Origin of the sequence: Streptomyces sp. NPDC048565 (assembly GCF_040650935.1) — a bacterium.
Classification (GTDB): domain Bacteria; phylum Actinomycetota; class Actinomycetes; order Streptomycetales; family Streptomycetaceae; genus Streptomyces.
Genome location: NZ_JBEZIH010000007.1, coordinates 142670 through 161267 on the forward strand (window position 1 = coordinate 142670; position 18598 = coordinate 161267).

Consider the following 18598-nt stretch of genomic DNA (forward strand, 5'->3'; position numbering starts at 1 on the left):
CACCGTTCGGTGCCCGTCGGGCGGGGAAGGGGAACGCATGGACCGGCTGCTCGCCGACTGCCGGGCCCGGCTCGGCTTCGATCTGTTGGGGAACACCTGGAATCCGGTGGTCCTGTACGCGCTGGGGGCGGGTCCGCGCCGGCCGGGTGATCTCCGTGCGGAGATCGGTGGCATCAGTGCCAAGGTGCTGACCGAGACGCTGCGCAGGCTGGAGGAGTACGCGCTGGTGGAGCGCCGGGCGTACGCCGAGGCGCCACCGCGCGTGGAGTACTCGCTGACCCCGCTCGGCCGGACCCTGCTGGAGCCGATCGAGGCGCTGGGCCGCTGGTCCGCCACGTACGGGGACGACTTCGTGGCGGCGCAGGGCTGGGACGACTGACCACAGCGGGGGTACGGAGCACGGCGAGGTGAGGAGCCGGAGATCACGCCTCGGATTCCGGGCGGACACTGGACGACATACCGACTGGTCGGCATCATGGTCACGACCGATCAACCGCCCCGGAGGTACGCACCATGAGCCCAGCCCACCCGCCAGGTCTCGATCTCGACCTGCTGCGCGGCCATCTCGACCGTGAGCGGCCGGGTCTGGTGAACGGACCGCTCGACGCCCGGGTGATCGAGGGTGGCCGCTCGAACCTCACTTACGTCGTCACGGACGGCTCCGGGCAGTGGGTCGTGCGCAGACCTCCGCTGGGCCATGTGCTCGCCACCGCACACGACATGAAGCGCGAGCACCGGGTGATCAGCGCCCTGCACCCCACGGCGGTCCCGGTGCCGGAGACGCTCCTGCTCTGCGAGGACGACGCGGTCATCGGCTCGCCCTTCTACGTCATGGAGTACGTCGAGGGGACCCCGTACCGCACCGCCGAGCAGCTGGCCCCGCTGGGCGCCGAGCGCACCAGGGCCGTCGTCCTGGAGCTCGTCGACACCCTGGTGGATCTGCACGCCGTGGATCCCGCGGCCGTCGGGCTCGGCGACTTCGGGCATCCGGAGGGCTTCCTCGACCGGCAGCTGCGGCGCTGGGGCAAGCAGCTCGACGCCTCCCGCAACCGTGAACTGGCCGGTATCGACGAGCTGCACGCCGCGCTCGGCCGCGCCCTGCCCACCTCCCCCGCGCCCACCGTCGTGCACGGCGACTACCGCCTGGACAACGTGCTGATCGGTCAGGACGACCGGATCAAGGCGGTACTCGACTGGGAGATGTCCACGCTGGGCGACCCGCTCACGGACCTCGGCCTGCTCGTGATGTACAGCTCCGACCTGGGCCTGCCCGAGTCGCCCGTCTCCACCACCAGTGGCGCCGCGGGGCACCCCGGCCCAGCGGAGCTGATCGAGCGCTACGCCGCCCGCTCCGGCCGCGACACCTCCGCCATCTCCTGGTACACGGCCTTCGCGTGGTTCAAGCTCGCCGTGATCCTGGAGGGCATCCACTACCGCTACACCCTGGGCAGGACCGTCGGCGCCGGCTTCGACCGCATCGGCGAACTCGTCCCCGTCTTCATCGCGCACGGCCTCACCACCCTCCAGGAAGGCTGATCCCCCGTGGACTTCGCATTCGACGCCCGCACCGAAGAGCTGCGCACCAGGCTGCTCACGTTCATGGACGAGCACGTCCGTCCCGCCGAGAAGGTCGCCGAGGAACAGCGCGCCCGGCTGGCATCCCCCTGGGACACCCCTTCGGTCGTGGAGGACCTGAAGGCGGAGGCACGCAGGCAGGGCCTGTGGAACCTCTTCCTCCCCGACGCGGAGTACGGCGCGGGGCTGACGAACCTCCAGTACGCCCCGCTGGCCGAGATCACCGGCCGCAGCCCGCACCTGGCACCGACCGCGCTGAACTGCGCGGCCCCGGACACCGGGAACATGGAGGTGCTCTTCCAGTTCGGCTCCGACGCGCAGAAGAAGCAGTGGCTGGAGCCGCTGCTGGCCGGCGAGATCCGCTCGGCGTTCGCGATGACGGAACCCGACGTCGCCTCGTCCGACGCGACGAACATCGAGACCCGGATCGCCAAGGACGGTGACTCCTACGTCATCAACGGGCGCAAGTGGTACATCTCCGGGGCGATGAACCCGGACTGCGCGGTCTTCATCGTGATGGGCAAGACGGATCCGGACGGCGAGGACATCCGCCGCCAGCAGTCCATGATCCTCGTCCCGCGTGACACCCCGGGTCTCGAGGTGCGCCGCGCGATGCGGGTGTACGGCTACGAGGACCACTCGCACGGCGGCCACGCCGAGGTCACCTTCACCGACGTACGCGTGCCGTCGGCCAACCTGATCGGCGAGGAGGGCGGCGGCTTCGCCATCGCCCAGGCCCGTCTGGGCCCTGGCCGCATCCACCACTGCATGCGGCTGATCGGGATGGCGGAGCGCGCCATCGAGCTGATGTGTGAGCGGGCCGTGGCGCGTACGGCCTTCGGCAAGCCGCTGGCCCAGCAGGGCGTCGTCCAGAACTGGATCGCGGACGCCCGGGTGACGGTGGAGCAGCTGCGGCTGCTGGTGCTGAAGACCGCCTGGCTGATGGACACCGTGGGCAACCGCGGCGCGCACACGGAGATCCAGTCGATCAAGATCGCCACCCCGCGCGCGGTCTGCGACATCCTCGACCGGGCGGTGCAGCTGTACGGCGCCGGCGGGGTCGGCCAGGACTTCCCGCTGGCCGAACTCTGGGCGTCGGCCCGGACACTGCGGCTGGCCGACGGCCCGGACGAGGTGCACCAGCGGTCGCTGGCACGGCGCGAGATCAAGAAGTACCTGTGATCCACCGGACCACCGGCCCTCGGTAGCCTCCCGAGGGCCGGTGGTCCGTGGAGCGGCTTGCGGACGAGGGGCAGGACGCCCGGGGAGCCGTCAGGGCCGCAGCGCCCTCAGCAGCAGGTCGGCCAGGTGGTCCGCCACCTCCTGCTGGCTGAGCGGGCCGTCCGGGCTGTACCAGGTGGACAGGTGGTGGACCGAGCCGAAGTGGTAGTCGACGACGAGGTCGGCCGGGGTCGCGCTGGAGAAGACCCCGGACTTCTGGCCCTCCTCGATCAGAGCGCGGAAGCGTTCGTGGTAGCGGCGGCGCTCCAGACGGACCTGTTTGTTCTTCTCCGGGCTCAGATGGTGCATCGAGCGGAAGAAGATCGAGGCGTCGTCGAGGTTGTCGATGGTGGTGACCACCACGTCCGCCGCCGCGTCACGCAGGCGCCGGTCGATCGGCTCCTCGGCGTTCGCGAAGGCGTCGAGCCGCTCCTGCTGGAGCCGCAGCACCCGGGCGTAGACCTCCTGGAGGAGGTCCTCCTTGGAGCCGAAGTAGTGGTAGAGCGCCCCCTTGGTGACGCCCGCCGCCTCCACGATCTCCTGGACGGATGTGCGGTCGTAGCCCTGCTCCGCGAAGAGGCGGGTGGCGGCGGCCAGCAGCCTCTGGGGGACGGGCGTACCGTTCCCGTCCGTCGCCTTGGCCATGTGCCGCCACCTGCCCTCTCGTACCGTGCGTGAACTGTTCTAACGGGGGGAACGCAGTTCCCGCCTGAGGATCTTCCCACTCGCCGTCTTCGGGAGTTCGGCCAGGATCTCCACTTCGCGCGGGTACTTGTAGGCGGCCAGTCGTTCCTTGCAGTACGCGCTGAGCTCGCCGGGCTCCGCGTCTGCGCCCGGTCGCAGGCTGACGTAGGCCCGCACCGTCTCCCCCCGGTAGACATCGGGGACCCCCACGACGGCCGCCTCACGGACCGCCGGATGGGTGTAGAGGACGTCCTCGACCTCCCGGGGCCAGACCTTGAAGCCGGAGGCGTTGATCATGTCCTTCTTGCGGTCCACGACGTAGAGCCAGCCCGCGCTGTCCATGAAGCCGATGTCCCCGGTGCGCAGTTCCCCGTCCGGGAAGGCGGCCTCGGTGGCCTCGGGCAGATTCCAGTAGCCGGAGACGACCTGCGGTCCGCGTACGGCTATCTCGCCCTGTTCGCCGAAGGGGACGTCGTCGCCCTTCTCGTCGATGATCCGGACGACGGTGTCGGGCCCGGGGACACCGACGGACAGGGTCCCGGAGACGGGGTCGACGGGCGCCTCGTGCTCCGGCGGTACGAAGGCGCAGGGCGCGGTGCACTCGGTGAGCCCGTAGCCGTTGCTTATGTACGGGCCGAAGCCCTCGCGGAACCTCTCGACCAGCGCGGGAGGCAGCGGCGCCCCGCCCGAGGAGATCACCTCGAAGGAGGCGAAGTGCTCCCGGGTCGCTCGCGGGTGCGCGGCCAGCGCCATGAAGGCGGTCGACGGGCCCACGGTGTAGGCGGGGCGGTGCTCGGCGAAGGCCTCCAGGACGAGGCTCGCCTCGAAGCGGTAGACGAGGACCAGGGTGCCCGCGTTGGCGATACAGGCGGCGAGCTGGCACACCATGCCGGTGATGTGGAAGAGCGGGGCGAGCGCGAAGTACGCCGAGCCCTCGGCGATGGGGTGGCCGGCCCGCTGTCGCTCCGCGTTGACCATGATGTTGCCGTGGGAGTTCATGGCCCCCTTGGGGGTGCCGCTCGTCCCGGAGGTGTAGCTGATCAGGGCGGTGTCCGAAGCCGCGAGCTCCCGGCCATCGGGAGCGGGCAGACCGCGGCGGGCCACCTCCACCAGATCGGAGGCCCACTCCCCCGCGCCGGGTGCGGGGAGCCGCTCGAAGCCGAGCACCCGCGGGTCGTCGGCCGACTGGAGGTCGAGCTCGCAGGCGGTGACAGCGATCCGCACGCAGGGCGCGGCCTCCGCCGTGGCCCGCAGATAGGACTCCCAGGCGCGGTCGGAGCAGATCAGCGCGCTCACCTGCGCGTCCTTCAGTACGTGGCCGACCTCGCCGGACTTGTACATCGGGTTGAGCGGGACGACGGTCGCGCCGGCCTTCCACGCCCCGAGCAACGCGAGCACGAAGTGCGGTGTGTTCTGGAGCATGATCGCGACCCGGTCGCCGCGCTCCAGACCCTCGGCGGCGAGGTGCCCTGCCACGGAGTCGGACAGTGCGTCGGTCTCGCGGTAGTCGATGCGCCCGTCGAAGTAGGCGAGCGCGGTGTGGTCCGGGGCCCTTCCGACGGCCGCGCGGAAGGCGTGCACCACGGTCTCGGCGGGGTGGACGGGGGCGAGCTGGGCCGCGCTGAGCAGGGCGGTCCAGGGCTTCGCCGCGTAGATCGACTCGCTCATGCGCCGGCCTCCTCCCACTTCTGCTGGAGGTGGTTCATGCTGCCGATCCACTGGTCGGGGTCCTTGGCGCGGGCGCGGTAGTAGCCCGCCACCTCCGCGTGCGGCAGGACCAGGAAGCGGTCCTGGTCCATGGCGTCGAACAGGGCGTCGGCGACGGCCTCCGGCTCGATCGCGGTGGGCGCGAGCACCAGGTCGCCCGCCGAGCCGGCCGCCGTGAGCATGTCCGTACGCACGCCCTGGGGGCAGATGGTGTGGACCTTGATCCCGCGGTGCCGGTAGGTCAGCGAGAGCCACTCGGCGAAGGCGACGGCACCGTGCTTGGTGACGCTGTACGGGGCGGCGCCGATCATCGTCAGCAGCCCGGCCGCCGACGCGGTGGACACGAAGCGGCCGCTGCCGCGCTCCAGCCAGTCCGGCAGCAGCGCCCTGGCCGCGCGGACGTGCGCCATCACGTTCACGTCCCAGGCCGCGGCCCAGACGTCCTCGTCGGCGAAGGCGTCACCGCCCGAGGCGAGGCCGGCGTTGGCGCAGTACACGTCCACCGTGCCGCCGAGCGCGTCACGCGCGGCGTCCACGATGCCGGAGGCGTCACCGGCCACGACCGTGCCGCCGATCTCGTCGGCGAGTGCCTCGACCCTGCCCGCGTCGAGGTCGTTGACGACGACCCGCGCGCCCTCGGCGGCGAATCTGCGGGCCAGGGCGGCCCCGATGCCGCCTCCGGCTCCCGTCACCACTACGCCAGCGCCCTGCACCGTGCTCATCGGTTCCCGCCTCTCTCTGCCGTCCTCCCGGCAGACTAACCAGTCGGTATGTGATCCGGGAAGGGGGGCGCGGCAGGACGGCGAATCTGCCCGGCCGTGGCCGTTCCGTGCGGCCCGCACCGGCACTATCGTGCGTGACCACGACGGTCGACGCGATCATGGAGGTTCCGGAATGACCCTGTCCAGACGTGGTTTGCTGGCCGCCGGCGGCGCGATGGGAGCCCTCGCGACGACCGCGGCCGCGCCCGGGAGCGCCGTCGCGGCCGGCCGGGAGCACGGGCCGGGGCGCCCGGCGGTCCGTACCGGCTTCGAGCGGCTGGCCGCCGACGGGTACCGGCTGCTGGCCGGGCAGAAGGTGGGTGTCGTCACCAACCCGACCGGGATCACCGCGGATGTGCGGCACATCGTCGATGTGATGCACGCCGACGACCGGGTGGACCTGAGCGCCGTGTTCGGCCCCGAGCACGGCTTCAGGGGCACGGCGCAGGCGGGCGGATCGGAGGGGCGTTACGACGACCCGGCGACCGGACTGCCGGTCTACGACACGTATCTGAAGAGCGGGCAGCCGCTGGCCGACGTCTTCACCGCGTCCGGTGTCGACACGGTGGTCTTCGACATCCAGGACGCGGGGGCGCGCTTCTACACGTACATCTGGACGCTCTACGACTGCATGGAGGCGGCGGCGCTCGCGGGCAAGCGGTTCGTCGTCCTCGACCGGCCCAATCCGGTCACCGGCAGGGCTGCGCTGGGGCCCGTGCTCGACCCGGCGTTCGCGTCCTTCGTCGGGCGCCGGGAGATCTCCCAGGCGCACGGCATGACGGTGGCGGAGCTGGCGCTGCTCTTCGACGCGGAGTTCCTGTCGGACCGGCCGGTCCAGCTCGACGTGGTGAAGATGTCCGGCTGGCGCCGCGAGGACTTCTTCGACGCCACGGGCCTGCCGTGGGTGCCGCCGAGCCCCAACATGCCGACACCGGACACGGCGTTGGTCTACTCGGGGACCTGCCTGTTCGAGGGGACGAACCTCTCCGAGGGCCGGGGGACTACACGGCCCTTCGAACTGCTGGGCGCGGAGGGCGTCGACCATCGGTGGGCGGCCGCCGCGAACGGCCTGGAGCTGCCCGGGGTCGCCTTCCGTGAGGCGTACTTCGAGCCGACGTTCTCCAAGTTCGCGGGGAAGACGGTGGGCGGCGTGCAGGTGCACGTCCAGGACCGGGCGGCCTTCGACCCCGTACGCACGGGAATCGCCCTGCTGGTCACGGCCAAGGCCACCTGGAGCGGATTCGCGTGGCGGGAGGACAACGCCATCGACAGGCTCACGGGCAACACCCGGGTCCGGACGATGATCGACGCGGGCGCGGACACGGACGAGGTGGTGGGCGCCTGGTCGAAGGACCTCACCGCCTTCCGGAAACTGCGGCGGGAGCACCTGCTGTACCGGTGAGTGTCCGGCCCCCGTCCCGCTGGACGGGGGCCGGACACTTCAGGCGGCCTCAGCGGTGCGAGGGGAACTCCACGACCTGCTGGTAGGTCGGCCTGTTCTGCCAGTGGATGGACTTCTGCGAGATGCCGCCCAGCGGACGGTGGATGATCGCGTCGGTGCACCACTGCTCGCCGGCCTTGCAGTTGTCGTCGGCCGGGTAGACCTCGGCGGCGGGCACGGCCGCGGCCTCCTTCAGGGTGCTGAGCAGCGCGGTGCGGCAGGCGCCGAGGTCCCCGTCGCCGCAGTACGTCTTCGCCAGCGGCCCCTGGACGTCCTGCCCGAGCACCTGCCGCAGGTCCTTGTCGGCGAAGCCCCACCAGCCGTACTGGAAGGCGGAGCCGCTGTGCGCGCCGCTCGGCCCGTGGCTGGCGGCCGGGGACTCGTCGGTGGCGAGGCTCGCGGTGAACGCCGTGTAGAGGTCGTCACCGAGGCCCGGACGGAATTCCGCCTCGACCAGTTTCGGCCACCACGCGTCCATGATCCGTACCGCGTCCGCGTGGGTGTACGTGTGCGACCCGGAGCTGGTCTCCTCGCGCCGCGCCCCCGCCGCCCGCCAGGAGTCCAACTGCTGGATCACCGCGTTCAGTCCGGGGTCGGTGACCGGTTCGGAACGCAGCACCTTCAGGAGTTCGGGCAGCAGCTGCTCACCGCGCAGGTCGGTCAGGGCCGCCTCCTCCATGGCGCGGGTGAGGGAGGCGCGGGTCACCCCGCCCTCCTCGACCAGCGCGGACACCCGCTCGTCGAGCAGGTCGGCGCGGTGCACGGAGCCGAAGCCGAACGCGGCGGTGGAGTAGTCGTCGGCCTGCCGGTTGTTCCAGGAGATGTAGTAGTCCTGGCCGCTGGAGTGCGGGTGCTCGGCGAACGGGGTGTAGTCCGTGGTGTTGGCCGCCGGGTCGTAGCCCTGCCACTCGTACGCCTTCTCGGCCTTGACCGGCAGCGCGGCGTCGACGCCCGCCGCGCGCACGGGATTCATGCCGCTGTTGAAGAAGGCCGTGGTGCGCGAGTCCGCGTAGAACCAGTTGAAGGCGTAGTCGATATGGCTCGCCGCCTCCTGGAAGGAGGCCGCGTCCGTCACGTACTCCGGGTCGTTGAGCAGCTGGAAGCCGATGATCGAGTCGGCCTCGTGGCGGTAGGTGGTGCGCAGCGAGGTGTACGCGACCGGCTTGCCGTCCACCGTGGCGCGGTCGGTGACGAGCCCGTAGTCCGTGCGCCACACCTGCATGCGGTACGAGCCCTCGGCGGTGGAGTCGGCGACGGTGGGCTTCCAGGAGTTGGTGCGCTCCAGCTTCTCCATGGCCGTGCAGACGCCGTCGCTGCGGTAGTGCGTGGAGTCCTTGGTGGGCGCGGAGCCGTCGGGTTCGCAGAGCTCGACCGCGTACGTGTCGGTGATGTCCTGGGCCGCCGACGTGGCGCTCCACGCGTAGTCCTGGCCCCTGCCCATCTGGATGTACATGCCTACGCCGGCGAAGGAGACGCCCCGGGCGCTGATGCCTGGACCCTGGAGCTCCTGAAGCATCATCAGCTGTGGCGCGAAGTAGCCGGTCTGGGGGCCCATGACGGCGATCGGGTTGCCGCTCGCCGTGGACTTGCCCGACACCAGGAGGGCGTTGGACATGCCCCGCTTCTGGGCGCCGTCACCGGATCCGGGCAGCGAGCCCTCCGGGATGACGCCGTCGTCGTACATGCCCTGGGCCGGTTCGAGCTCGGCAGGCGCCTCGACCGGATCCTTCTTGTCCGTGCCCGCCGAGCCCGTGCGGTCGTACACCAGCGGTTCCGGGGTGACGGAGTCCGCGTCGGGAAGGGCCGTGCCCCGGGCCTTGTCGGGTTTGCCGGCGTACGGGAACGACGTGCCGTCGTGGACGGTGAGGACGGCCTCCGGGTCGTCGCGCTGCCGGAAGGACTCCCAGACGCGGGTGCCCTCCTCGACGCCGTACTTCTCCTGGGCGGCGAGCAGCGAGATCGCGGCCTGGACCTCACCGCCGCCTCCCCCGCCGAACTGTCCGCCGACGACGGAGGCGATGGAGATCAGGTCGGTCAGCCCGAACGGCTGGATCTCGCCTACGTTGGTGATGGAGTCGATCTTTCCGGTGAGGACGTACTCGCCCGGGAAGTACCGGCCCTTCTTGGACTTCTCGCGGTAGTCGTTGATCCCGTCGACATAGGCCTGCGCGTCGGCCATCGCCTGCTCGCCGCGTGCGCCCTCGGTGGTCCTGATCCGTTCGACCTGGGCCTCCAGGTCCGCCTCGGTGTACGGGGCCTGCGGCCAGAACTGCTGCTCGAGACCCTGGTTGGCCAGCGCTCCCCCGGCGAAGGAGGTCAGCTCGCCGCGGCCGATGTGACGGAAGAGGTCCATCAGCCACAGCCGGTCCTGTCCGGCGGCGAACCCGGCGCCGAACTCGGTGCCGTAGCGGGTGGTGCCCTCGATATGGGGCACGCCGCTCTGCTTGTCCCTGGTGATCGTGACGTCCTCGCGGGGCTTCGTCACGGACTCGACCTGGTCGGCTGCGACCCCGAACGAGGCGTCGTTGAAGAAGTCGGTCAGCTTCTGGTCGGTGAGGCCCGTGTGCCCCGCGACCAGGCCGTCGTAGCGGTCGAGCTGGTCGTCGCTGTGCGCGGGGTGCGTGCCGAACGCCTTGTTGCCGAGGATCTCGACGAGCGTGGCGTTGCCGTTCTCACCGGGCGGCAGGATGTCGGCGCACTGATCACCGCAGTGATCGGTGACGGCGACGGGCTCGGGCTCCGCCGCGCCGGCACTGGGCGCCGAGGCGAGCAGGGAGGTACCGAGGGCGAGAACGGCCGCGACTGCGGCGGCTCTGATCGTGCTGGTGCGTGGGGGCATGCGTGCTCCTCCGGGTGGCCGATGCGCCGGAGGTTACTGGCGGTACGCCCCCTCAGTAAGATGAACATCGGTCACTTTTTCCGAACAGCCACACTCCGGCACACGGCCCCACAGGGGCGGTCTCAGTCCGTGGACGCATTTCACCCTTGGATGGAGCCGAATCGGGCAGTCGTACGTCCATCCCATGACGCCGAAGTACGAGCGACGGAGGTGGCAGTGCCATGGCCGGTTTCCGGAGTCTTGCGAGACAGGTCCGCGATCCGCGGGGCGATCTGGCTTTGCGGCGGTACTCGCTGCGCAAATGCCTGGAGAGATTCGCCCCGTACGGTCACCGGGCGACCTGGGATCATCTGTGCGCCCGGCACGGGATCGAGCCCGAGGACCGGGCCCCCGACCCGGTGCGCCTGATCCGCGCACTGGAGGAACTGGAGGAGGCGCGGGCGGTCTGGCTCGCGTACGAGGCGGGCTTCGCCGAGCGGAGGCGCCGGGAGAAGCACGACGGGCTGCGGCGGCCCGGCACATTCGACGACTGGCACCGGCGGACCTGGGGCGGCAACGGCATCGCGCACTGCGAGGATCCGGCCGTCCATCCGGGCGCACCGCTGGCCGAGGTCCTGGGGCGGCTGATCGCGGCCCTCAGCACAAAGCCCGGCACCACGTGCCCGGTCTGCACGGGAACCGCCATCCTCTGGCGGCAGGACCTGGAGCGCGAGCCATGGGCGGGCCCGGTCTGCACGGGCTGCGGCATCGTGGTCCCACAGCCCGTCCTGACGGCGAAGGCACTGACCGGGGCGAAACGCGCGGGGACGAGGGCCCTGGCGTCGGCCGCCTGAACAGCACAGGTCCCGGGCGCGCTCAGGAGCGGTCCGCCGCGCGCCGCTCGGGCATCAGACGCGAGCCGGCGATCCGCTCACCGATGGCGTCGCCCGGGTTGGACAGCACACAGGTCTCCAGCGACAGGCAGCCGCAGCCGATGCAGTCCGTGAGGTGGTCGCGCAGCCGCCCCAGCTGTTTGATGCGCTCGTCCAGCTCCGAGCGCCACGCCTGGGAGAGCCGGGCCCAGTCGTCGCGGTTCGGCGTGCGCTCCTCCGGCAGCTCGGCCAGCGCGTCCCTGATGGTGGCGAGCGGGATACCCACCCGCTGCGCGGCCCGTACGAACGCCACCCGGCGCAGGGCGTCCCTGGTGTAGCGGCGCTGGTTGCCGCTGGTGCGACTGCTGCTGATCAGGCCCTTGGACTCGTAGAAGTGCAGGGCGGACACCGCGGCGCCGCTACGGGCCGACAGCTGACCGACGGTGAGCTCTTGGTATGACTGCGGGATCTGAGGCACCCCTCCAACCCTAATGGCCGCCCCCCGCCAGGAGCGGTCCACTTCGAGAACCCGGTCCGTCGTTGACAGGGACGCGTGGCACAACCATGCTGAGCAAGCGCTTAGACACCGCCCTGGAGGGCGACCGACAGCCGGAAGGCAGGGTTCAGGAACATGGCAGAGCCGAAGATCTTCACGTCCCCGCAGGAACTGCGGGACGGGGTGGGCCAGGAGCTCGGTCACAGCGACTGGCTGGAGATCGAGCAGGATCGGATCGACCGGTTCGCCGAGGCCACGGGCGACCACCAGTGGATCCATGTGGACCCCGAGCGTGCGGCGGCCGGCCCCTTCGGCACGACGATCGCGCACGGCTATCTGACGCTGTCGCTGCTGCCGGCGCTGGTCCCGCAGATCCTGCGGGTCGAGGGCGTGAAGATGGGCATCAACTACGGGACCAACAAGGTCCGCTTCCCGTCGACCGTCCCGGTGGGCTCACGGCTGCGCGCCACGGCCGTGCTCAAGGACGTCGAGGAGGCGGGCGGTGGCGTGCAGGTGACCGTCCAGGTCACCATCGAGCGCGAGGGTGGCGACAAGCCAGCCTGCGTCGCGGAGTCGGTGTCCCGGTACTACTTCTGAGCGGCTCGCCGCTACCGAACGGCACGGAGGGTGCCGGGCCCGTGGGGCCCGGCATCACTTCTGGGCGCCGACCATCCTCAGGACGAGGTCCGCGTAGAGGGTGCCGACCTCTTCGGGTGTCCGGCTGCCCTGGGCGTTGAACCAGCGTGCGACGTCGATGCAGAGGGACAGTACGGCGAGGGTGGTGCCCGGCACGTCCGGGACGTCGAACTCACCGGCCTGGACGCCCTCGCCGATGATCCGGCGCACCGCGGCGTCGCTCCGCCTGCGCAGGGCGATGATCTCGGCCCGGTGCTCGTCGCCGAGCGCCTCCAGCTCGTACTGCACGACGCGGGCCGTGGTGTGCCGCTCGGCGTGCCAGCGGACGAAGGAACGGACGGCCTCGGCGAGCCGCTCGGCCGCCGTACCGTCCCTGCCGGCCGCCGTCTCCAGGAGGAGCAGCGCCCGGTCGTGGCCGACCCTGCTGATCCGGTGGAGCAGCTCTTCCTTGGTCTTGTAGTGGATGTAGAGCGCGGCCGGGCTCATCCCGGCGCGGCCCGCGATGTCACGGGTGGTGGTCGCGTGGTAGCCACGCTCCGCGAAGGCCTCCACGGCCGCGAGGAGCAGCCGCCGCGCCGCCTCGGGCGTGACCTCGCTCCACGGCGCGTCGTCGCCGCCGGTCTCCTCCGCCGTGCTCATCGCCACGTATCCCTTTCCGCTGGCAGGACGAACACCATACCGCGCAACCTGAGCAAGCGCTTAGAGCGCTTGCGCGCTGAGACCGTCAGACTTTCGCGACCGTCAGACCTTCTGGAACGGATCGTGCTCGGCGAGGATCTTCTCCAGCCTGGCCTGGTCGACCCGGCTGACGATCTGCCCCGCTTCCTGCCGGTCCCTGATGACCTTGGCGAGGGTGAAGCAGGAGGTGACGAGATACAGGACACCGATGGCGAGGAAGGCCCGCACCCAGGCGTCGGCGTCGAGGAAGAAGATGCCGAGGGCCACCGCACCGATCGCCACCCCGAAGGAGAGGACGGCCTGCCCGTAGAAGGCGGCGGTGCTCTGCTGCTTGACCGAAGTTGTGTCGCTCATGGCCCACAGCATCCGGCGCGGTGGCGCGCCGCGGTATCCGTCGGCGTACTCAGCCGCTACTCATCCCGCTCGTCAGGCGGTTTCCCCTGCCCGGCCGCACCTGCCGGAACGAGCCTATGCGTGCTGTCCGGCGCGGTCGGACTCACCGCGCAGTACGCAGAACTCGTTGCCCTCGGGGTCCGCGAGGACGGCCCAGCCCGATCCGCCGGGTTCCCGGCGATCGGCGACGAGGGCGGCACCGAGGCCCAACAGGCGCTCGACCTCCGCCTCCCGGGAGGTCTCGGGGCGCAGGCAGAGATGGACCCGGTTCTTCACGGTCTTCGGTTCCGGCACCTGGTTGAAGTACAGCACCGGGCCCTCCGGCATCATCACCTGGGTCTCCTGAGCGCCGGGACCGTCCTCCGGATCCAGCGGACAGCCGGTCACCTCGCTCCAGAACCGGGCCAGTTCATAGGCGTCCACACAGTCGATCGCCACGTTCTGCACTACTGAGACCATGCGGGGAAGCCTGCCCGAGCTCCGCTCCGTACGCCAGTCACTGCGCCCGGCGTCGGGGCACGCGCCGGCTAGAACGCGGAGACCCCCGTCAGTGCGCGGCCGATGATCAGTTTCTGGATCTGGCTGGTGCCCTCGTACAGGGTCATCACACGGGCGTCCCTGACCAGCTTGCCGACGGGGTACTCGTCGATGTAGCCGTAACCGCCGAACACCTGGAGGGCGTTGTTCGCGGCCCGGACCGCGGCCTCGGACGCGAAGAGCTTCGCCGTGGACGCCGCGGTGGCGAAGTCCTGGCCGCGGTCGATGAGATCGGCGACGCGCCAGGTCAGCATGCGGGCGGCGTCGACGTCCACGGAGATATCGCTGATGAGCTCCTGGACCAGCTGGTAGCTCGCGATGGACTTGCCGAACTGCTCGCGCTCGCCCGCGTAGCGCACGGCGGCGTCCAGGGCGGCCTGGGCGATGCCGACGCAGCCGGCCGCGACCGACATCCGGCCCTTGGCCAGGGCGGACATGGCGACGGAGAAGCCCTTGCCCTCGGGCCCAAGGAGGGCGGAGGCGGGGACGCGTACGTCATCGAGGGTCAGTTCGGCCGTGGCCTGACCGCGCAGCCCCAGCTTTCCGTGCACGGTGCGCCGGGTCAGGCCGGGGGTGCCGGCGGGCACCAGGAAGGCGGAGACGCCCCGGTGGCCCGGGGTGTCGCCGGTGCGGGCGAACAGCAGGACCACATCGGCCCAGGTGCCGTTGGTGATGAACATCTTGGAGCCGTTGATGACGTAGTCGCCGCCCTCACGCACGGCCCTGGTCGTCAGATTCCCGGCGTCCGAACCGGTGCCCGGCTCGGTGAGGCCGAAGCAGCCGATCGCCTCGCCCGCGGTGAGCCTCGGCAGCCACTGCCGCTTCTGCTCCTCGCTTCCCCAGGAGGCGATCGTCTTGGCGACCAGGCCGAGCGAGACCGACACGATGCCGCGCACCGAGGAGTCGCCGCGGCCGAGCTCCTCGGTCACCAGGCAGTACGCGAGGTGGTCGCCGCCGGAGCCGCCGTACTCCTCCGGGATCGTCAGCCCGAGGAAGCCGAGGGCGCCCAGCTTCTTCACTATCGACCTGTCGACACTCTCGGCGCGGTCCCACTCGACGACATGCGGGGTGATCTCCCGTGCGACGAAGTCCTCGGCGAGTTGCCGGACGGCGCCCTGCTCCTCGCTCAGCTCCAGGTTCATCCTGTGACACCCACTTTAAATTAGCGCTGCTAGTTTAATTCCGCAGGCCTACTATGTGCCGCATGGCCCGACCGCGCAAGCCCCTCCTCAGCAGAGACCGCATCGTCGAGGCGGCGAGCGCGCTCGTGGACGCCGAAGGACTGGACGCCGTCTCGACCCGGCGGCTCGCCGCGGAGCTGGGTGTGAGCGGGCCCTCGCTGTACAACCACTTCCGGAACAAGGACGAGATCCTCGACGCCGTCGCCGACGCCGTGTCCGCACAGGTCGACCTGTCGATGTTCGAGGAGTCCGACGCCCGCGACTGGGCCGCCGCGCTGCACGACTGGGCCGTCTCCTACCGGGCGGCGCTCGCCGCGCACCCGCACATCGTCCCGGTGCTCGCCCAGGGCCCCGGCCGCCGACCCGCCGGTCTGCGGGTCGCCGACGCGGTCTTCGGCGCCATGGTCAGGGCCGGCTGGCCGCCGCCCCAGGCCACCTACATCGGCGCGCTGATGCGCTACTTCATCACCGGGTCGGCGCTCGGCTCCTTCGCCCGCGGATTCGTCGACGACGAGACGGCGTACGACCCGGCCGACTACCCCCACCTCGGCCAGGCCCATCTGCTGGCCGAACACCGCCAGCAGGTCGACGAGGGTGCCTTCGAGACCGGCCTGCGGGCCCTGCTGGACGGCCTCACGCTCCAGTACGCGCGGACGGCGGCGACCAGGACGGTTCGGCCCGCGCCGAACAGTGCCTGACGCATCCTGGACGTATGGCCCGTACGACACCGCACGACCCGGCCGCACCACGGCTCGCCGCACTGGCGGCCCTGCTCGCCGACGAGACCCGCGCCTCCTTCTGCCTGGCCCTGCTCGACGGCCGGGCCTGGACCGCGGGTGAGCTGGCCCGGGGCGCCGGGGTCGCGCCCTCCACGGCCAGCGAGCATCTGGGCAAGCTGGTCGCCGGCGGGCTGCTGGCCGAGGAACGCCAGGGCCGCCACCGCTATCTGCGGCTCGCCGACGCACGGATCGCTCAGCTGGTCGAGGAGCTGGCCGCGCACGCCCGACCCGGCCCGCACACTCCCCCGCGCACGCTGCGCGAGGCGAGCCGCCGGCACGCGCTGGCCAGAGGGCGTACGTGCTACGACCATCTCGCCGGGCTCCTCGGCATCCGCATCACCGACGCGATGACCGAGCGCGGGCTCCTGCGGCAGGACACCGGTTTCGCGCTGACCGAGGACGGCCTGGGGTGGTTCGCCGCACTCGGCATCCCCCTCGCCACCGGGTCCCGCAGGCCCTTGGCGCGCGGCTGCCTGGACTGGACCGAGCGGCGGCCGCACCTGGCGGGCATCTCGGGCGCTGCCCTGTGCCGCCACCTGCTGGACACCGGGTGGTGCGAACGGGTCGGGACGGGAAGAGCGGTCCGCGCGACCCCTGCCGGACTCCGCGCCCTGACGGAACATCTGGGCATCGAACCGGCGGCCCTGGACACGCCCTGACAGTTCGGTGGGGCCCGAAGAGTTCCCGGCCTACCTTCGTGACATGACGACCACACCGACAGCGCGCCCAGCCGCGCCCGCCGCCCCCGGACGCGACTGGCGCGCTCCGGCCGCCGCGTGCACCACGGTCATCCTGTGGGCCTCCGCGTTCGTCTCCATCCGCAGTGCGGGCGAGGCGTACTCACCGGGGGCGCTGGCGCTGGGCCGGCTGCTCGCGGGCTCGCTGACGCTCGGCGCGATCCTGCTGGTACGCCGCGAGGGACTCCCGTCCCGGGCCGCGTGGCCCGGCGTCATCGGATCAGGACTGCTGTGGTTCGGCCTGTACATGGTCGTACTCAACTGGGGCGAGCAGCAGGTCGACGCGGGCACGGCGGCCATGGTCGTGAACGTCGGCCCGATCCTGATGGCGCTGCTGGGCGCCCGGCTGCTCGGCGAGGAGCTGCCGCGCCGCCTCCTGACGGGCATGTCGGTCTCCTTCGCCGGCGCCGTCGTCGTGGGGCTCTCCATGTCGGGCCACGGGAGCTCCTCGGTGCTCGGCGTGCTCCTGTGCCTGCTGGCCGCCCTGTCGTACGCGGCCGGGGTGGTCATCCAGAAGCCCGCGCTGCGGCACGGATCGCCGCTGCAGATCACCACGTTCGGCTGCCTGGTCGGCACGGTCGCCTGCCTGCCGTTCACCGGCGTCCTGGCCTCCGAGGCGGCCGGCGCACCCGTGTCGGCCACGCTGAACATGATCTATCTCGGGGTGTTCCCGACGGCACTGGCCTTCACCACCTGGGCCTACGCCCTGGCCCGTACGACCGCGGGCCGGATGGGCGCGACGACGTACGCGGTGCCCGCGCTGGTGGTGCTGATGTCCTGGCTGCTCCTGGACGAGGTGCCCGCACTGCTCACCGTCACGGGCGGACTGCTCTGCCTGACGGGAGTCGCGGTCTCACGGACCCGCTCCCGCCACCGCCCCGGGACGGCGAACTGACCGGCGCGGCCGGGGCCGTGTGTCCTACGGCCCCGGCCGCACCCGGTCGTCCTAGAACACCACCAGCGCGCGTCCGCCCTTGCCCGCGAGCATGTTGTCGAAGGCCGCCGGGATACCGTCCAGGGAGATGCGCTCCGTCACCAGCATGGACAGGTCGAACCGCCCCGCGCGGATGTGTTCGGCGAGCACCGGGAGGTCGCGGGCCGGGTCGCTGTTGCCGTAGACGCAGCCGGTGAGGGAGCGGCCCCAGTGGAAGATCTCCAGGGCGTTGAAGGTCACCTGCTGGTCCTTGCCGCCGATGCCGACGACCGTGGTGCGGCCGCCGCGGCGCGTCGACTCCCAGGCGCCGCGGATCGTGGCGGGCCTGCCCACGCACTCCACGGCGACGTCCGCGCCCTGTCCGCCGGTGAGCTTGCGGACGGCGCGTGGTGTGGTGTCGGACGCGACGACGTAGTCGGTGGCTCCGGCCCGGCGGGCGAGCTCCTCCTTCTCCGGTGACACGTCCACGGCGATGATCTTCGATGCTCCGGCGATGCGGGCCGCCTGGAGGACGGCGAGGCCGACGCCGCCGATCCCGAGGACGACGACGCTCTCCCCCTCGCGCACCCGGGCGGAGTGGTGGACCGCCCCGTAGCCGGTCAGGACCGCGCAGCCGAGCAGCGCGGCGTCGTCGAGCGGGATGCCGGCCGGGGCGGGCAGCACGCAGTTCGCGGCGACGACGGTCTCCTGGGCGAAGGCCGCGACGTTCAGCCCGGGATGGAGCTCGGTGCCGTCGGCCGTACGGGCGTGGATGTTCGCCGCGCCCTTGAGCGCGTCGGCGCAGAGCCAGACCTCGCCGATCCCGCAGTGGAAGCAGGCTCCGCAGGACGGCGCCCAGTTGAGGACGACCCCGTCGCCGGCGGCGACATGGCTGACGCCCTCGCCGACGGCGAGCACCGTGCCGGCACCCTCGTGGCCGAGGACGGCGGGGACGGGCACCCGCATGGTGCCGTCGGACAGGGACAGGTCGGAGTGGCAGACACCGGCGGCGGCGAGGCTGATGCTCACCTGTCCGGGTCCAGGCTCCGGGAGTTCGATGTCGGTGATCTCCAGCGGAGCTCCGACGGCGGGCAGTACGGCGGCGCGGACCACGAACAGACTCCTCGATGGATCGGCGTGCGGATCAGAACCGGAGCTCGGAGTGCGAG

At 71.3% G+C, this 18598-nt stretch carries 19 protein-coding genes; 9 read left to right on the forward strand and 10 right to left on the reverse strand.

Annotated elements, in window-relative coordinates:
* Positions 1-37: 37 nt before the first annotated feature.
* The 3 genes from AB0C75_RS11425 (at position 38) to AB0C75_RS11435 (ending at position 2757) form a co-directional block, all read left to right on the forward strand.
* Positions 38-379, forward strand: a complete 342-nt coding sequence (locus AB0C75_RS11425; protein WP_362889409.1) for a helix-turn-helix domain-containing protein — start codon at positions 38-40, stop codon at positions 377-379.
* A 134-nt stretch (positions 380-513) separates the two neighbouring features.
* Positions 514-1536 carry a phosphotransferase family protein gene (locus AB0C75_RS11430; protein ID WP_362889411.1) on the forward strand — a complete coding sequence of 341 codons (1023 nt, stop codon included), beginning with the start codon at positions 514-516 and terminating at the stop codon, positions 1534-1536.
* A 6-nt stretch (positions 1537-1542) separates the two neighbouring features.
* Positions 1543-2757: an acyl-CoA dehydrogenase family protein gene (locus AB0C75_RS11435; protein ID WP_362889413.1), complete on the forward strand. Its 1215-nt coding sequence runs from the start codon at positions 1543-1545 to the stop codon at positions 2755-2757.
* Positions 2758-2847: 90 nt separating this feature from the next.
* Here AB0C75_RS11435 and AB0C75_RS11440 read toward each other — a convergent pair whose 3' ends face one another.
* Genes AB0C75_RS11440 through AB0C75_RS11450 form a run of 3 tightly spaced genes read right to left on the reverse strand, consistent with a single transcriptional unit; the run spans position 2848 to position 5909 of the window.
* Complete coding sequence (locus tag AB0C75_RS11440) at positions 2848-3441, reverse strand: TetR/AcrR family transcriptional regulator (RefSeq protein ID WP_362889415.1); 594 nt, start codon at positions 3439-3441, stop codon at positions 2848-2850.
* Positions 3442-3480: 39 nt separating this feature from the next.
* Entirely contained in the window at positions 3481-5148 is a 1668-nt protein-coding gene (locus AB0C75_RS11445; protein WP_362889417.1) for an AMP-binding protein, read from the reverse strand.
* A complete protein-coding gene (locus AB0C75_RS11450; RefSeq protein ID WP_362889419.1) occupies positions 5145-5909 on the reverse strand; it encodes an SDR family oxidoreductase in 765 nt (254 codons plus the stop codon). Before AB0C75_RS11450 ends, AB0C75_RS11445 begins: the two co-directional genes overlap by 4 nt.
* Before the next feature lie 172 nt (positions 5910-6081).
* On the opposite strand from AB0C75_RS11450, the gene AB0C75_RS11455 reads away from it, so the two are divergent.
* The gene (locus AB0C75_RS11455; RefSeq protein ID WP_362889421.1) at positions 6082-7350 is read left to right on the forward strand and encodes a DUF1343 domain-containing protein; all 1269 of its coding nucleotides are present in this window, start codon (positions 6082-6084) and stop codon (positions 7348-7350) included.
* 49 nt (positions 7351-7399) lie between these two features.
* Here the strand turns inward: AB0C75_RS11455 and AB0C75_RS11460 are convergent, their stop codons facing one another.
* Positions 7400-10228, reverse strand: a complete 2829-nt coding sequence (locus AB0C75_RS11460) for a penicillin acylase family protein (RefSeq protein ID WP_362889423.1) — start codon at positions 10226-10228, stop codon at positions 7400-7402.
* Positions 10229-10449: 221 nt separating this feature from the next.
* Between AB0C75_RS11460 and AB0C75_RS11465 the strand changes: the two genes are divergently transcribed.
* Complete coding sequence (locus AB0C75_RS11465) at positions 10450-11061, forward strand: hypothetical protein (RefSeq protein ID WP_362889425.1); 612 nt, start codon at positions 10450-10452, stop codon at positions 11059-11061.
* 22 nt (positions 11062-11083) lie between these two features.
* Here the strand turns inward: AB0C75_RS11465 and soxR are convergent, their stop codons facing one another.
* Positions 11084-11557 (reverse strand): redox-sensitive transcriptional activator SoxR, encoded by a 474-nt coding sequence (soxR, locus tag AB0C75_RS11470; RefSeq protein ID WP_362889426.1) that lies wholly within the window; start codon positions 11555-11557, stop codon positions 11084-11086.
* A gap of 153 nt (positions 11558-11710) precedes the next feature.
* On the opposite strand from soxR, the gene AB0C75_RS11475 reads away from it, so the two are divergent.
* The gene (locus AB0C75_RS11475; RefSeq protein WP_362889427.1) at positions 11711-12172 is read left to right on the forward strand and encodes a MaoC family dehydratase; all 462 of its coding nucleotides are present in this window, start codon (positions 11711-11713) and stop codon (positions 12170-12172) included.
* Between the two features lie 54 nt (positions 12173-12226).
* Here AB0C75_RS11475 and AB0C75_RS11480 read toward each other — a convergent pair whose 3' ends face one another.
* From AB0C75_RS11480 to AB0C75_RS11495, 4 genes are all read right to left on the reverse strand, one after another.
* Positions 12227-12850, reverse strand: a complete 624-nt coding sequence (locus AB0C75_RS11480) for a TetR/AcrR family transcriptional regulator (protein ID WP_362889429.1) — start codon at positions 12848-12850, stop codon at positions 12227-12229.
* A 102-nt stretch (positions 12851-12952) separates the two neighbouring features.
* Positions 12953-13243, reverse strand: a complete 291-nt coding sequence (locus tag AB0C75_RS11485; RefSeq protein ID WP_362889431.1) for a YiaA/YiaB family inner membrane protein — start codon at positions 13241-13243, stop codon at positions 12953-12955.
* A 114-nt stretch (positions 13244-13357) separates the two neighbouring features.
* A complete protein-coding gene (locus tag AB0C75_RS11490; RefSeq protein ID WP_362889433.1) occupies positions 13358-13741 on the reverse strand; it encodes a VOC family protein in 384 nt (127 codons plus the stop codon).
* 68 nt (positions 13742-13809) lie between these two features.
* Positions 13810-14961, reverse strand: a complete 1152-nt coding sequence (locus tag AB0C75_RS11495) for an acyl-CoA dehydrogenase family protein (protein WP_362889435.1) — start codon at positions 14959-14961, stop codon at positions 13810-13812.
* A gap of 62 nt (positions 14962-15023) precedes the next feature.
* On the opposite strand from AB0C75_RS11495, the gene AB0C75_RS11500 reads away from it, so the two are divergent.
* From AB0C75_RS11500 to AB0C75_RS11510, 3 genes are read left to right on the forward strand one after another with little or no spacing between them, the layout of a single operon-like run.
* On the forward strand, positions 15024-15698 hold the full coding sequence (locus tag AB0C75_RS11500) for a TetR/AcrR family transcriptional regulator C-terminal domain-containing protein (RefSeq protein ID WP_362889437.1): 675 nt from the start codon (positions 15024-15026) through the stop codon (positions 15696-15698).
* Positions 15699-15712: 14 nt separating this feature from the next.
* Positions 15713-16438 carry a winged helix-turn-helix domain-containing protein gene (locus tag AB0C75_RS11505; RefSeq protein ID WP_362889439.1) on the forward strand — a complete coding sequence of 242 codons (726 nt, stop codon included), beginning with the start codon at positions 15713-15715 and terminating at the stop codon, positions 16436-16438.
* 43 nt (positions 16439-16481) lie between these two features.
* A complete protein-coding gene (locus tag AB0C75_RS11510; RefSeq protein ID WP_362889441.1) occupies positions 16482-17411 on the forward strand; it encodes a DMT family transporter in 930 nt (309 codons plus the stop codon).
* Between the two features lie 51 nt (positions 17412-17462).
* Here the strand turns inward: AB0C75_RS11510 and AB0C75_RS11515 are convergent, their stop codons facing one another.
* Positions 17463-18542 carry a Zn-dependent alcohol dehydrogenase gene (locus AB0C75_RS11515; RefSeq protein WP_362889443.1) on the reverse strand — a complete coding sequence of 360 codons (1080 nt, stop codon included), beginning with the start codon at positions 18540-18542 and terminating at the stop codon, positions 17463-17465.
* Positions 18543-18598 lie beyond the last annotated feature (56 nt).

What these genes read in the sequence shown, in the direction of transcription:
- AB0C75_RS11430 (WP_362889411.1), top strand. Translation starts at nt 514, where the DNA reads ATGAGCCCAGCCCACCCGCCAGGTCTCGATCTCGACCTGCTGCGCGGC.
- AB0C75_RS11510 (WP_362889441.1), top strand. Translation starts at nt 16,482, where the DNA reads ATGACGACCACACCGACAGCGCGCCCAGCCGCGCCCGCCGCCCCCGGA.
- AB0C75_RS11465 (WP_362889425.1), top strand. Translation starts at nt 10,450, where the DNA reads ATGGCCGGTTTCCGGAGTCTTGCGAGACAGGTCCGCGATCCGCGGGGC.
- AB0C75_RS11460 (WP_362889423.1), bottom strand. Translation starts at nt 10,228, where the DNA reads ATGCCCCCACGCACCAGCACGATCAGAGCCGCCGCAGTCGCGGCCGTT.
- AB0C75_RS11445 (WP_362889417.1), bottom strand. Translation starts at nt 5,148, where the DNA reads ATGAGCGAGTCGATCTACGCGGCGAAGCCCTGGACCGCCCTGCTCAGC.
- AB0C75_RS11475 (WP_362889427.1), top strand. Translation starts at nt 11,711, where the DNA reads ATGGCAGAGCCGAAGATCTTCACGTCCCCGCAGGAACTGCGGGACGGG.
- AB0C75_RS11485 (WP_362889431.1), bottom strand. Translation starts at nt 13,243, where the DNA reads ATGAGCGACACAACTTCGGTCAAGCAGCAGAGCACCGCCGCCTTCTAC.
- AB0C75_RS11500 (WP_362889437.1), top strand. Translation starts at nt 15,024, where the DNA reads ATGGCCCGACCGCGCAAGCCCCTCCTCAGCAGAGACCGCATCGTCGAG.
- AB0C75_RS11480 (WP_362889429.1), bottom strand. Translation starts at nt 12,850, where the DNA reads ATGAGCACGGCGGAGGAGACCGGCGGCGACGACGCGCCGTGGAGCGAG.
- AB0C75_RS11505 (WP_362889439.1), top strand. Translation starts at nt 15,713, where the DNA reads ATGGCCCGTACGACACCGCACGACCCGGCCGCACCACGGCTCGCCGCA.
- AB0C75_RS11440 (WP_362889415.1), bottom strand. Translation starts at nt 3,441, where the DNA reads ATGGCCAAGGCGACGGACGGGAACGGTACGCCCGTCCCCCAGAGGCTG.
- AB0C75_RS11425 (WP_362889409.1), top strand. Translation starts at nt 38, where the DNA reads ATGGACCGGCTGCTCGCCGACTGCCGGGCCCGGCTCGGCTTCGATCTG.
- AB0C75_RS11455 (WP_362889421.1), top strand. Translation starts at nt 6,082, where the DNA reads ATGACCCTGTCCAGACGTGGTTTGCTGGCCGCCGGCGGCGCGATGGGA.
- AB0C75_RS11450 (WP_362889419.1), bottom strand. Translation starts at nt 5,909, where the DNA reads ATGAGCACGGTGCAGGGCGCTGGCGTAGTGGTGACGGGAGCCGGAGGC.
- AB0C75_RS11495 (WP_362889435.1), bottom strand. Translation starts at nt 14,961, where the DNA reads ATGAACCTGGAGCTGAGCGAGGAGCAGGGCGCCGTCCGGCAACTCGCC.
- AB0C75_RS11490 (WP_362889433.1), bottom strand. Translation starts at nt 13,741, where the DNA reads ATGGTCTCAGTAGTGCAGAACGTGGCGATCGACTGTGTGGACGCCTAT.